General features: G+C 64.8%; 12 protein-coding genes. 7 read left to right on the top strand and 5 right to left on the bottom strand.

The window, feature by feature from the left end:
- Positions 1 to 22: 22 nt before the first annotated feature.
- The 5 genes from GGD40_RS00615 to GGD40_RS00595 form a co-directional block, all read right to left on the bottom strand.
- Positions 23 to 988: a 2-hydroxyacid dehydrogenase gene (locus GGD40_RS00615; protein WP_179742467.1), complete on the bottom strand. Its 966-nt coding sequence runs from the start codon at positions 986 to 988 to the stop codon at positions 23 to 25.
- A 4-nt stretch (positions 989 to 992) separates the two neighbouring features.
- Complete coding sequence (locus tag GGD40_RS00610) at positions 993 to 2,288, bottom strand: MFS transporter (RefSeq protein ID WP_179742466.1); 1,296 nt, start codon at positions 2,286 to 2,288, stop codon at positions 993 to 995.
- A gap of 201 nt (positions 2,289 to 2,489) precedes the next feature.
- Positions 2,490 to 3,479 carry a sugar kinase gene (locus GGD40_RS00605; RefSeq protein ID WP_179742465.1) on the bottom strand — a complete coding sequence of 330 codons (990 nt, stop codon included), beginning with the start codon at positions 3,477 to 3,479 and terminating at the stop codon, positions 2,490 to 2,492.
- Between the two features lie 69 nt (positions 3,480 to 3,548).
- Positions 3,549 to 4,322 (bottom strand): sugar phosphate isomerase/epimerase family protein, encoded by a 774-nt coding sequence (locus tag GGD40_RS00600; RefSeq protein ID WP_179742464.1) that lies wholly within the window; start codon positions 4,320 to 4,322, stop codon positions 3,549 to 3,551.
- A 246-nt stretch (positions 4,323 to 4,568) separates the two neighbouring features.
- The gene (locus GGD40_RS00595) at positions 4,569 to 5,480 is read right to left on the bottom strand and encodes a LysR family transcriptional regulator (RefSeq protein ID WP_179742463.1); all 912 of its coding nucleotides are present in this window, start codon (positions 5,478 to 5,480) and stop codon (positions 4,569 to 4,571) included.
- A gap of 123 nt (positions 5,481 to 5,603) precedes the next feature.
- Between GGD40_RS00595 and GGD40_RS00590 the strand changes: the two genes are divergently transcribed.
- The 7 genes from GGD40_RS00590 (at position 5,604) to GGD40_RS00560 (ending at position 12,743) form a co-directional block, all read left to right on the top strand.
- Positions 5,604 to 6,686 carry a YeiH family protein gene (locus tag GGD40_RS00590; RefSeq protein WP_179742462.1) on the top strand — a complete coding sequence of 361 codons (1,083 nt, stop codon included), beginning with the start codon at positions 5,604 to 5,606 and terminating at the stop codon, positions 6,684 to 6,686.
- A 171-nt stretch (positions 6,687 to 6,857) separates the two neighbouring features.
- Positions 6,858 to 7,595, top strand: coding sequence for a glutathione S-transferase (locus GGD40_RS00585; RefSeq protein ID WP_179742461.1), 738 nt, complete (start codon positions 6,858 to 6,860; stop codon positions 7,593 to 7,595).
- Positions 7,596 to 7,704: 109 nt separating this feature from the next.
- Positions 7,705 to 9,438 carry a ClcB-like voltage-gated chloride channel protein gene (locus GGD40_RS00580; RefSeq protein ID WP_179704028.1) on the top strand — a complete coding sequence of 578 codons (1,734 nt, stop codon included), beginning with the start codon at positions 7,705 to 7,707 and terminating at the stop codon, positions 9,436 to 9,438.
- Positions 9,439 to 9,533: 95 nt separating this feature from the next.
- The gene (locus GGD40_RS00575) at positions 9,534 to 10,871 is read left to right on the top strand and encodes a C45 family autoproteolytic acyltransferase/hydolase (protein WP_179742460.1); all 1,338 of its coding nucleotides are present in this window, start codon (positions 9,534 to 9,536) and stop codon (positions 10,869 to 10,871) included.
- A gap of 356 nt (positions 10,872 to 11,227) precedes the next feature.
- Entirely contained in the window at positions 11,228 to 11,482 is a 255-nt protein-coding gene (locus tag GGD40_RS00570) for a hypothetical protein (protein WP_179704026.1), read from the top strand.
- Positions 11,483 to 11,589: 107 nt separating this feature from the next.
- Entirely contained in the window at positions 11,590 to 11,820 is a 231-nt protein-coding gene (locus GGD40_RS00565) for a DUF2795 domain-containing protein (RefSeq protein WP_179742459.1), read from the top strand.
- A 116-nt stretch (positions 11,821 to 11,936) separates the two neighbouring features.
- Entirely contained in the window at positions 11,937 to 12,743 is an 807-nt protein-coding gene (locus GGD40_RS00560; protein WP_373565308.1) for an AraC family transcriptional regulator, read from the top strand.
- Positions 12,744 to 12,903 lie beyond the last annotated feature (160 nt).

The following is a 12,903-nucleotide window of genomic DNA, read 5'->3' as shown; positions in this document are numbered from 1 at the left end:
GCCAGGCCGTTCACGCGTTGCCTCACAGGCCCAGAACCTCACGATTGACGATGTTGTTCGCGAGCGTGCCTTGCAACGCGGCGACCAGATTTTCCGCCGCGTTGCGCGCCATTGCATGACGCGTCTCATGGGTCGCCGAGCCGATGTGCGGCAGCGCGACCACGTTCGCGAGCTTCAATAGCGGCGAGTCGGCCGGCAGCGGCTCGGTCTCGAACACGTCGAGTCCCGCGCCGCGAATCGTGCCGTTTTGCAGCGCTTCGATCAGCGCCGGTTCGTCGACGGTCGCGCCGCGCGACGCGTTGATCAGGATCGCGGTTGGCTTCATCGAGCTGAGTTCGGCTGCGCCGATCAGATGCTTCGTCGCGGCCGTGAGCGGCACTTGCAGGCAGACGAAATCGGCCGTGGCCAGCAACTCCGCCAACTCGACGCGCCGCGCGCCATAAGCCTGTTCGGCCTGCGGGTTCGCGCTGCGGTTGGTGTACAGCACCTTCATGTTGAAGCCCAGCGCCGCGCGCCGCGCGACCGCGCCGCCGATCCGCCCCAGCCCGACGATGCCGAGCGTCTTGCCCTGTACGTCGACGCCGAACTGAGCCGGCCCGATGCTCTGCCGCCACTCGCCCGCCTTCACCCAGTCGGCGAGTTCGACCACCCGGCGGGCCGAGGCGAGAATCAACGAAAACACGGTATCCGCAGTGGATTCGGTCAGCACGTCCGGCGTATGCGCGAGCACGATGCCACGGCGCGTCAGATCGGCGACGTCGAACTGATCGAAGCCCACCGAGATGGTCGACAACGCCTTGAGGCGCGTCGCGCCTTCGAGCATGGCCGGCGTGATCTTCACGCTCGAGCCGATGCCGCCGTCCGCGTCTCTCAGTGCCGCGACGAACGTGTCGTGCTGCGCCGCATCGACCTGCACGACTTCCCCATGCTGCTGCAGATACGCGAGCACATCTTCGGGCAGCGGCTTCCAGGCGACGATCTTCTTCATCAGCTTATTTTCCTTGCAACGGTGTAGCGAGCGGGGCCGCGTTGTTCGGCGTTTGATCCTGCGGCTGCGGCTTGACGATCAGCGTCAGGATCACCGCGGCGACCAGCGCCACGCTCATGAAGGCATACGACGCCGAGGGCGACCCGGTGGCGCCGTTCAGATAACCGACTACATACGAGCCGACGAACGAACCGAGCGCGCCCATGCTGTTGATCAGCGCCATCGCGCCGCCCGCGACGTTCTTCGGCAGCAGTTCCGGCACGATCGCGAAGAACGGTCCGTACGGCGCGTACATCGCGCCGCCGGCGATCACCAGCAGCGCATACGAGAGCCAGAAATGCGTGGAGCCGAGCGCGTACGACGCCGCGAACGCCACCGCGCCGACCAGCAGGAACGGCCAGACGAACACTTTGCGGCGGTTGAGTTTATCCGATGCCCACGAAGCTGCAAGCATCGCAATGGTCGCAGCCAGATACGGCAGCGCCGAGAGCCAGCCGGTTTCGACCATGCCGAGCGTCGAGCCGTTCTTCAGGATCGACGGCAACCACAGCACGAAGCCGTACACGCCGATACTCCAGCAAAAATATTGCGCGCACAGCTTGATCACCGCGGGGTTGCGAAACGCCTCGCTATAGTTGCGCACCGGCTTGATCGCGGCCTGCTCGGCGCGCAGCGTTTGCGCGAGATCGTCCTTTTGCTGCTGGGTCAGCCACGACACCTGCTGCGGCTTGTCCTGCACGATGAACCACCAGCACACCGCCCAGATAATCGCGGGCGCACCCTCGGCGATAAACATGTGACGCCAGCCGAACGAATGCACCAGATAGCCGGACACGACCGACATCCACAGCACGGTGACCGGATTACCGAGAATCAGAAAGGTGTTGGCGCGCGAGCGTTCGCCCTTGGTGAACCAGTTACTGATGAAGATCAGCATGGCCGGCATTACCGCGGCTTCGACCACGCCGAGCACGAAGCGGATCACCATCAGCGACGGAATATTGCTGACCATGCCGGTCAGCGCCGCGCAGCCGCCCCACAGCATGAGGCTCCAGAACACGAGCTTCTTGACGCTGCGGCGTTCGGCGTAGATCGCGCCGGGAATCTGGAAGAAGAAATAGCCTAGAAAGAACAGCGCGCCGATCAGCGACGACAGCCCCTTGCTGATGCCGAGATCCTGGTTGATGCCGGCCGCCGACGCGAAGCCGAAGTTCGCGCGGTCCAGATAAGCGAGGCTGTAGGTGATGAATACGATCGGCATGATCGTCCACCAGCGGCGAATCGCGAGCGATGAGGTCATGGGTGTCTCCTTTGACGGCTTCCCGAAACAATGATGAACGGTCATGGGGCGCGGTTCGGCGCGCTCTTGCTGTGGGTGTTGCCTTTTTGCTGCCGACTGTTTTCTGCTGCCGTTAGTTGCCAGCTATCAGGTGCCGGCGACCAGCGGTTGGCGAGGCGGCTGCTTGGCTTCGCGCCGACACCTGCCTAACGCTAGCGTCGTTCACAACGCGGTCGCGACCGACGGCACATCGGCCAGTTCGAGCGCGTCGAGTTCGGCGCGGGTCGGCAAGCCTTCCGAATCGCCGATCACCTGGATCGCCAGCGCGCCGATGCGATTGCCGCGCGCCACGGCTTGCGGCAGCGTGCGGCCTTCGAGCAGCGCGCTGACCACGCCGACCGCGAAGCCATCGCCCGCGCCTACCGTGTCCACCACCTTCGCGACCGGCCGGCCGGGAATCATGGCGGCATCGTCGGCGGTGCGGAAATACGCGCCTTGCGCGCCGAGCTTGATGATGACGCCGCGCGCGCCCTGGTCGAGGTAGAACTTCGCGATGTCGTCCGGCTTCGTGTAGCCGGTCAGAATCTCGCCCTCGCCGATGCCGGGCAGCACCCAGTCGGCCAGCGCGGCCAGCGCATTCAAGCCGTCGACCATCGCGGCACGTGACGGCCACAAGGTCGGGCGCAGATTCGGGTCGAACGAAATCGTCTTGCCGGCGGCGCGCATTTCGCGCGCGAGATGAAACGCGAGTTCACGCGAGCTCGCCGAGATCGCCGGGGCCACGCCGGTCAGGTGCAAGTGACGCGCGGGCAGCACATAGTCCGCCGCGTAGTCCGCCAACGACAGATGACTCGCCGCCGAGCCTTTGCGAAAGTATTCGATCGCCGGGTCGCTGCCGTCGTCGTTTTTCGACTTCAGCTGGAAGCCGGTCGGGTAGTGTTCGTCGGTCGTCACGCAGCGCTGGTCGATGCCCTCTTTCGTCAACGTGTCGCGCACGAACTGACCGAACGAGTCGCTGCCGACGCGACTCATCCAGCCCACCTTGAAGCCGAGCCGCGACAGGCCGATCGCCACATTCAGATCGGCGCCTGCAACGCGTTTGGTGAACTGTCCGACCGCCGCGAGCGCGCCGGTTTCGGCGGCCACGAACATGGCCATGGCTTCGCCGTAGGTGATCACGTCGAGTGCTGCGTGGGTGTTGGTGTTGCTCATGCTTCGCTCCTGCATTGATTCGCTGTGTGCTGTTTTCTCTACCGCGTTCTCTCAGGTCCCGCGCACCGCTTACGCCGCCGCCAGCCAAGCGACGTAACGCGCCGCGTCCGCATCGATACGGCTCGTCTCGAACGGAAACTCAATACCGCGCGGCACACTCCGCGGCAGGGAGTCGAGCACCGCGGCGAACTGCACGTCGTCGGCGGCCGGGGCGGCCGGAAAACGCCGCGCGCCCTCGCCCGTCGTCGTCTTGCAATGGATATAGTCGACGTGCGCCGCCAGCGGGCCGGCCGCGTCGAGCGGCGCGACATCGCGCCAGGCCCAGTTGCCGATGTCGAAGGTCATGCCGAGCACGTCCGCGTGGCCCTCGCGCGCCAGCGCGTCGAACAGCCCAACGAACTGGTCGAGCGAACCGCCCTCGGCCAGTTGACCGTTTTCGACGACCAGTCGCAGATCCGCGCAACGCAGGTGATCGGCGATCACGGCCGCGTTGGCCTCACGAGCGAAACCGCCCAGTTGCAGCTTCACGAAGCGCGCGCCGAGCGCCAACGCTTCTTCGATCGACAGACGCAGCGCGTCGGCGTCGAGCGTGCCGTCTGCAGCGTATAGCGAGGCCGGCGTCGAGTACACGCACCACAAACCCAGCGCCGCGATCCGCTCGCCGAGTTCGCGCAGCTTGGGCGGGGCCGCGTCGGTTTCGTCGGCGAACAACTCGCGACGCACTTCGAAACCCGCCGCGCCGGCTTGCCGGCTCGCTTCCGCCCACTTCAGATGACCGTGCGCACGTACCGCATCCATCCCGAACGCGCTGGCGACGATCACCACGTCCACTGCGTCAGTCATGTCGAATTTACTCAATCCTGTCTGCCAATCGGCATTTGGAACCGGTTCCAAATGCGTTTCGAAAAAAAGCGCCGAGGCGCTTGCGATGCCCGAATAGTGCGCCGGGGCCGGCTTCATACACCATAGTGGAAATCCCCAGGGGCAGACTTAGCGTGTTGGCGTGTTGGCGTGTTGGCGTGTTGGCGTGTTGGCGTGTTGGCGTGTTGGCGAGGCGGCGTATCGGCCAGCAAACCTCACGTTGCCCGCTCAAGCCTCTTCAGCCAGACAGAGCGCAAGAAACTGCTCCACCACCCGCGCCGGCGCACTCGCATGCGGCACCAGGATCGACAAGCGTCGCGTCAGCGGTTCCGGGCTCAGCGAGAACAAACGCAGCGCACCGTTTTCATGCCGCATCGACATGGCCGACACGAATCCGATGCCCATGCCAGCCCGCACCGCCTCCTTCACGCCTTCCACGCCGGCAATCTCCAGTGCCACGCGCATCGGCACACCCGCCCGGGCAAACGCGCGCTCGACGATCTGCCGCACACCGGAGCCGGTCTCGCGCAACACCAGCGGATAGTCACCAAACGCCGCCAGCTCGACGCGGCCGCCCTCACCGCCCTCGCCACCCGCCCCGCTCAACCGCGCCAACGGATGCGAGCTCGGCATGATCGCGACGATCTCATCCTCGCGCCATGCATGCACCGCGGTATCCGGCGGCAAATCCGCGCCGACCGGCCCTTCGATCATCGCGATGTCGACCGAACCCAGCGCGCCGACGATTTCCGTGGTGTTGCCATCGGCGGCATGCAGCGTGACCTCAGGGAAGCGCCGATGAAACTCGGCGATCAGATACGGCAGTAGATAGCTCGCCGGCGTGGTGCTCGCGCCGATCCGCAAGGTGCCCTGCTCCAGCCCGCGCAACGCGTCGCGGTACGCATGCGCCTGCCGCCACGTGTCGCGCAGCCGCGACGCATAGCTCGCCAACTGCTCGCCGGCGGGCGTCAGACGCACGCCGCGGCCGTCGCGCTGATAAAGCGGTTCGCCGAATTCGTCCTGCAACTGCCGCAACTGCCCGGACACGGCCGGCTGCGATAAATGCAGCGCAACCGCCGCCCGGCTGATGTTGCGATGCTCGGCGACGGCAGCGAACGTTATAAGTTGATCGGGGGTCATGGGAACCAAAGTATCGGTGCAACCTATACTTTACATCCTAAATCACGATTTTTCATATCGATATATCTAAATTAGGATTAGCCCTATCGAATCTTAGTCAGTCATAGAAAAGGGCTGCAAACCATGTCAACCGCTCACCTCACCGCCTCTAATCCTGCCGCCGAGTCCTCCACTCGCGGCCAACTCAACGGCATTCTGTTCGTCGCGCTGTTCGCCGCCGCCGTCACGCGGATCGCCGCGATTCCCGCGATTGCCGGCCTGGGCCTGAGCCCGCTGATCGTCGGCATCGTGGCCGGCGCACTGTACGGCAACGGCTTGCGCGACGGCATGCCCGCCAGCTGGTCGGCCGGCGTCAATTTCTCGGCGCGCAAACTGCTGCGCATCGCGGTCGCCTTCTTCGGACTGCGCGTGAGCCTGCAGGAAATCGCCCAGGTCGGTTTGCCGGGTCTCGCGGAATCGGTGCTGATTGTTGTCAGCACGCTCGTGATCGGCACGTGGGCCGGCATGAAAATCATGAAGCTCGACCGCGACACCGCGCTTCTGACGGCAGCCGGCAGCGCGATCTGCGGCGCGGCAGCCGTGCTCGCCTTCGAATCGACGCTGCAATCCAAGCCGCACAAGAGCGCGATGGCCGTGGGCAGCGTGGTGCTGTTCGGCACGCTCTCCATGTTCCTCTACCCGGTGCTGTTCAAGGCAGGCTGGCTGCATCTGGACACGGTGGGTGCAGGCCTCTTCTTCGGCGGCACGATTCACGAAGTGGCGCAAGTGGTCGGCGCGGCCAGCAACGTCAGCCCGGAAGCCGAGCATATCGCCACCATCGTCAAGATGACCCGCGTGATGCTGCTGGTGCCGGTGCTGCTGGTGGTCGGCTTGTGGGTGAACCGTTCGGCCCGCTCGACTTCGTCGCATGAAGGCGCTGCCTCACATGCTCCGCGCAAGCTGGCGATTCCCTGGTTCGCGCTCGGCTTCCTCGCGTTCGTCGTGATCAACTCGCTGCATGTGCTGCCGGAAGCCGCGACCAGCACGCTGAACATGCTCGACACCTTTGCGCTGACCATGGCCATGACCGCCCTCGGCATCGAAACGCGGATCTCGCAGATTCGCCAGGCTGGGCCCCGGGCGCTGACCACCGGCTTCATTCTGTACGTCTGGCTGATTGCCGGCGGACTCGGGATCACATGGGCCGTCCAGCGCCTGTTCGGCTAAGCGGCTTCCGCCTTCGAACCCACCCCGCCGCGTGCGGGGTTTTGCGCATTCAGGCGCCCCATCCGGCCCGAGCGCACGGCATACTGGTTGCTGACGTCGCCAGTTCACGCAATCCGTCGTGCAACCTGCCCGTTCAAGAGACACATGGGCAACCGGAATGAGGATCGATCGATGAGCCTGGAACTTTACTATTGGGACGGCCTGCAGGGCCGCGGCGAATTCGTGCGGCTGGCGCTGGAAGAAGCCGGCGCCGACTATGTGGAAGTGGCGCGCGGCGAGCCGTCGGAGGGCCTCGGCACCAATGCGATGATGGCCGTCATGAAGAGCCGCGACGCGCCCTATCCGCCGTACGCGCCGCCGTTTTTGAAAGACGGCGATCTGGTAATCGCGCAGACCGCCAACATTCTGTTCTACCTCGGGCCGCGACTGAATCTCGCGCCGCAGGCGGAAAGCCTGCGTTACGTCGCCAACGGCCTGCAACTGACCATCGCCGACATGGTCACCGAAGCGCACGACACGCACCATCCGCTCGCCAGCGCGCTGTATTACGAAGACCAGAAAGACGCCGCCAAGGTGCGCGCGCATGACTTCATCGACAACCGGATTCCGAAGTTCATGACGTACTTCGAGCGCGTGCTGAAGCAGAATCCGGCCGGCGGCGCCTGGATGGTCGGCGACTCGCTGAGCTACGTCGACCTGTCGATGTTCCAGTTGATCGACGGCCTGCTGTACGCGTTTCCGCGCGCGCTCAAGCGTTTCGGCGAACACTATCCGCGGCTCGCCGCGCTGCACGACGCGGTGATCGAGCGGCCGAACATCGCCGCGTATCTGCAGTCGGAGCGACGCATCGCGCATAACGAGGCCTGCATCTTCCGGCACTACCCCGAGCTCGACAAGGCGGCGGCTTGAGCCGCACCGCCCTTCACCGCCCAGCCATTACATCTCGCCCGCCGTCCGTTGCGGGCGCGATGCAGTCGCTGGGCCTGCCGTCCAACCCTTCACACCCTGTCACGCCGACGTGCTTTCATTCCTGCTGAAGCTGCGCACCCGCGCGCAACATCTGTTCCGCCTTTCCGAAGCCCACACGATGCTGGTCTGGTCGGTGGTGGTCGGCGTCGCCGGCGCCTTCGCGACGATCGCCTTTCGCGAGGCCATCGCGCTGCTGCAACTGGCGGCAGTCGGCAAGTCCGGCAGCTTCGTCGAAATGGCCCGCAGCCTGCCGTGGACGGTGCGGATCTGGCTGCCCGCCGCCGGCGGTCTGATCGCCGGTTTCTTCCTCCTGATCGCGCGGCGTCATACGGACAAGAACAGCCACGTCGACTACATGGAAGCGGTCGCGATCGGCGACGGCGTGGTGCCGGTGAAGCTGAGTTTCTGGCGCAGCGTGTCGTCGCTGTTCACGATTTCGAGCGGCGGCTCGATTGGCCGCGAAGGGCCGATGGTGCAACTGGCGGCGCTGGCCGCGTCGCTGATCGGGCGCTGGGTGCATCTCGATCCGGCGCGGCTGCGGCTGCTGGTGGCGTGCGGTGCGGCGGCCGGTATCACGTCCGCGTATAGCGCGCCGATTGCCGGCGCGTTTTTCGTCACCGAGATCGTGCTCGGTTCGATCGCGATGGAAAGCTTCGGGCCGGTGGTGGTCGCAGCCGTGGTCGCCAATATCACGATGCGTGAATTCGCCGGCTACAAGCCGCCGTACGAGATGCCGGTGTTTCCGCCGGTGGCCGGCCTCGAAGTGCTGCTGTTCGTCGCGCTCGGTGCGCTGTGCGGCGCGGCGGCGCCGCAGTTTCTGCGGCTGCTCGATGTGTCGAAGGCGAGCTTTCGCAAGCTGCCGTTGCCGTTGCCGGTGAGGCTCGCGATCGGCGGTCTGGTGGTCGGCATTCTGTCGGTCTGGTCGCCCGAGGTGTGGGGCAACGGCTATAGCGTGGTCAACTCGATTCTGCATTCGCCGTGGACGTGGACCGCGCTCGTGCTCGTGCTGGTGTTCAAACTCGTCGCGACCGCCGCCACGGCGGGTTCGGGCGCGGTCGGCGGGGTCTTCACGCCGACGCTGTTCGTCGGCGCGGTGGTCGGCTCGCTGTTCGGCCAGGGCATGCATGCGCTGTGGCCGCACGGCACCTCGGCGCCGTTCGCGTACGCAATGGTCGGCATGGGCGCGTTCCTGGCCGGCGCGACCCAGGCGCCGCTGATGGCGATCCTGATGATCTTCGAAATGACCCTCAGCTATCAGGTGGTGCTGCCGCTGATGCTGTCGTGCGTAGTCGCGTATTTCGTGTCGCGCGCGATCGGCAAGACGTCGATGTACGAGATCACGCTGCACCGTAATCAGGAGGAACAGGAGCGTTCGCGGCTGCGCTCCACGCAGATGCGCGAACTGATCCGGCCGGCCGAAACCGTCGTGCCGCCGAACGCGACCGTGCATGACATGACGCGCGTGTTTCTTGAGTATCCGGTGAAGTATCTGTACGTGGCCAACGAGTCCGGTGCGTTTCTAGGCGTGGTCGCGCTGAAGGACATTACCTCCGATCTGCTTGAAAAACGCGACACCGCCGCGAAGACCGCCGCCGATTATCTGCAGCCGCATTTCGACGTGCTCACGCCCGACATGCCGCTCGGCGTCGCGTTGCAGCACTTCATGGCGTTTCAGGGCGAGCGGCTGCCGGTCGTGGAGAGCGCCGCGCATCCGAAACTCGCGGGTGTGGTGTACAAAACTTCGCTGCTCGATGCCTATTTCCGGATGAATCCGACGCGCTGAGCGTCCCGCGGCTTGCCGTTGCGCGCCGTGCAAAGCCCGGCAGATTTTCTACAATGAGGAGATCGCTGCAGCGAAAAGTCAGCACCGGAGCGAAGATGAGCGAACCGTCACACGATGCCGCACGCCGCGATCAGGCGGGATGGATTTTCGTGCATATCGAAGGCGATCCGTACGATCGCGGCGAGCAGCACGGCCAGTTGCTCGCCACCGAAATCCGCAACGCGATCCACACCGCCCGCTACCTCGCGAAGTGGGACACCGGCGAAGACTTCGAGACCTTCGTCGGTGCCGCCGTGTCGCAGTTCGCCAATCAGCTCGACACCGAATTCGCCGACGAAATCCAGGGCATCGCCGACGGCGCGAAGCTGCCGTTCGCCGAAGTGCTGGCGTGGAACGGCTACATGGATCTGCTGCAAAGCTGGTGGCCGGCCCACGCGGCGCAGCAGAAGCCCGAGCTGGGTCTGAAACCGTGGCGCGGACGGCGCGGCCATCATTGCAGCGCGTTCATCGCGACCGGCAGCGCCACGCGCGACGGCCGCATCGTGATGGCGCACAACTCATGGGACCGCTACGCCGCGGGCGACGCGTTCAACGTGGTGTTCGACATCGTGCCGGAGCGTGGCAACCGCATCCTCATGCAAGGTTTGCCGGGTTGCATTTCGAGCCTCACCGACTTCTGGGTGACCGCTGCCGGGTTGATGGTGACCGAAACCACCATCTCGAACTTCGTCGGCTATAACGCGGCCGGCGCGCCCGAGTTCTACCGCTCGCGGCGCGCGTCGCAGTACGCGAACAGCATCGCCGAATGGTGCGAAATGTTCGCGCTCGCCAATAACGGCGGCTACGCGAACAGCTGGCTGCTCGGCGACACCAAGACCGGCGAGATCGCGCGCTACGAACTCGGGCTGCATTACGCCGGCTTCGAAAGCACGAAAGATGGCTTCTACAGCGGCTATAACACCGCGACCGATCTGAAGATCCGCAACCAGGAATGTATCGGCGAAGGCGAGGATTACACCGACGTGCGCAAGAACGGTGCGCGGCGTTTGCGCTTCATGCAGCTTGCGGAACTGCATCACGGCAAAATCGATGTCGAACTGGCCAAAGCGATGATCGCCGATCACCACGACGTGTATCTCGACCGTAACGACAACCCCTGCTCGCGCACCATCTGCGGGCACCTGGAACTGGACGACGCGCGCTTCGGCGGCAACGATCAGGGGCCGTTCAATCCCTGGGGCGCCAATGACGGCAAAGTGGCCGATAGCGACATGGCGAGCGCGATGGCGTTCGCCGCGCGCTGGGGACATCCGTGCGGACGGCCGTTCGACGCGCAGGCGTTCATGAAACGGCATCCGCAGTGGAACTGGCTGAACGGGTATATGCGCGACCGGCCGTCGTGGCCGTGGACGCGGTTCGAGGCGTTGCGCTGAGGGGGGCCGTGGGTGCGGGCGGGTTCGAGGCCCTGCGGCGAGGCAAGCCCGCCGCGACTTGCCGCTTTGCGGCTTCGCCGCACCGCAACAGAGCCGCTGACCAGGCCTTTGCGGCCAGCTCGCCACCGCACTATTTCCGACTTAACCTGGACTTGCCTTTTGGCTGCCATCATTTGAAATTTACAATACCGTTTTGTCGCAAATGTGCGCGCGTTGCAGGTTTTGCCATCTAAGATGGAAGATGCACGCGTTTCGCATACCACGACATCGCGCGTAGCTTGCGCCTTCCTTTCGACGCGGGGACGGCACAGCGCTTGCTCAACTGACAGCGCCGCATGAGCTTAGGAGGTCGGGCGATGAAAACCTCGACACTGTTGACCATGGTGACACTGTCAGCTTCGTGTTTCGCCGCGCCGGTGCATACCGCGCGTGACGGCACCGACGCGAGCAGCCTCGCCGAACGCGCCAATGCCGCACCGGTTGCCCCCGCGGCGCCAGGCGTCGCCGCCACGGACGACATCCGTCCGCAACAATGGCAACATATTGCGCTGCCGAAATCACGACATCTCGAACGCAGCTTTACTGGCCAGAACGAGCATCTTCAGACCTAATATCGGCGCGCGTGCCCGAGGTTGTTAAAGTTGCATGTTGTGTAGCGTCGTGATATTGAGTCGAATCGCAGGCTTTATCCTTCCAACGAATCCGCAGGAGCGTTTGCATGACCGCATCGGCCATTCCCGGCGAATCGATTGATCTGCAAATCGCCGACGTGCTCGGCGAAGTCCATTTCCCGGCGAATAAAGATGCCCTCGTCGACGTCGCCCGCGAAGCCGGTGCGAGTAACGAAGTGCTGTCGATGCTCGACGGTCTGCCGGAACAGGATTACGCCGACGTGACCGCCGTGACGCGGCTGATCGGCGGTAATTTCGGCCCGGGTTTGGGCGCGTGAGTCGAGCGCGGGATGTGTCGCCGCGTTTGGTTGCGCCGAGGGCGGCGGCTGAGCCAGGCTCTTCGGCACCGCCGCCTTCCGGGCAAAAAACCACGCAACGAGCCGGTGCCGACTGGATCTATCGCTCACCGCTTTCGGACGTCGCGAACGGCATCGAGCGGATCGAGGCGTTCTTTCATCACACCGCCTACGCGATGCACCGGCACGATACCTACGCCATCGGCCACACGTTGGCCGGCGTGCAAAACTTTCGCTATCGCGGCGGGTCCTGCAACAGCCTGCCGGGCGGCACGATGGTGCTGCACCCCGATGAGCCGCACGACGGCCAGGCCGGCACCGGCGACGGCTTCCGCTACCGCATGATCTATGTCGACCCGGCGCTGTTGCAGCAGGCGCTCGGCGGCAAGCCGTTGCCGTTCGTCAAAGGCGGCCTGTCGGACGATCCGCGTCTCTTCAAGGCCACCACGAACCTGCTGCGCACAATGGATAACGCGCTCGACCCGCTCGAACAGGACGACGCGCTTTACGACCTGGCGATCGCGCTCGACGCCGTGGCCGGCGCCACGGGCACGCGCCGTCCGGTGGATTTTCACGCGGCGGCGCGCGCTCGTGAGTATCTGCTTGCCTCGCTCGAAAGTGCGGTCACGCTCGACGAACTGGCTACCGCGGCCGGTCGTGACCGCTGGAGTTTGTCGCGGGATTTTCGCGCGCTATTCGGCACCAGCCCGCATCGATATCTGACTATGCGGCGTCTCGATCGGGTCCGGCAGTTGGTGGTGCATGGCATGTCGCTCGCCGATGCGGCGGCGGCCAGCGGCTTCACCGATCAGAGCCATATGACGCGGCATTTCAAACGCGCGTGGGGCGTGGCGCCGGCGCAGTGGCTGAAGATGCTGGGCGCTTCGACGCCGGGTATGCGCTGAACGAAGGCGTAGACCTGGGTCTCGTCGAAGGCGAAGGCGCGAGCATCCCTGAAGCAAAGCCAAAACCCCGCCGCGCCGCACAATCTGCGCGCGCACAAACGTGCAAGACCCCGAAGCGTACCGCGCTCTATGCTCCGGCCTGACCCATCGTGCTCAGGAG

The sequence above is a fragment of the Paraburkholderia bryophila genome, assembly GCF_013409255.1.
Taxonomy (GTDB): Bacteria; Pseudomonadota; Gammaproteobacteria; order Burkholderiales; family Burkholderiaceae; genus Paraburkholderia.
This window is presented reverse-complemented; position numbering and strand designations above follow the sequence as displayed.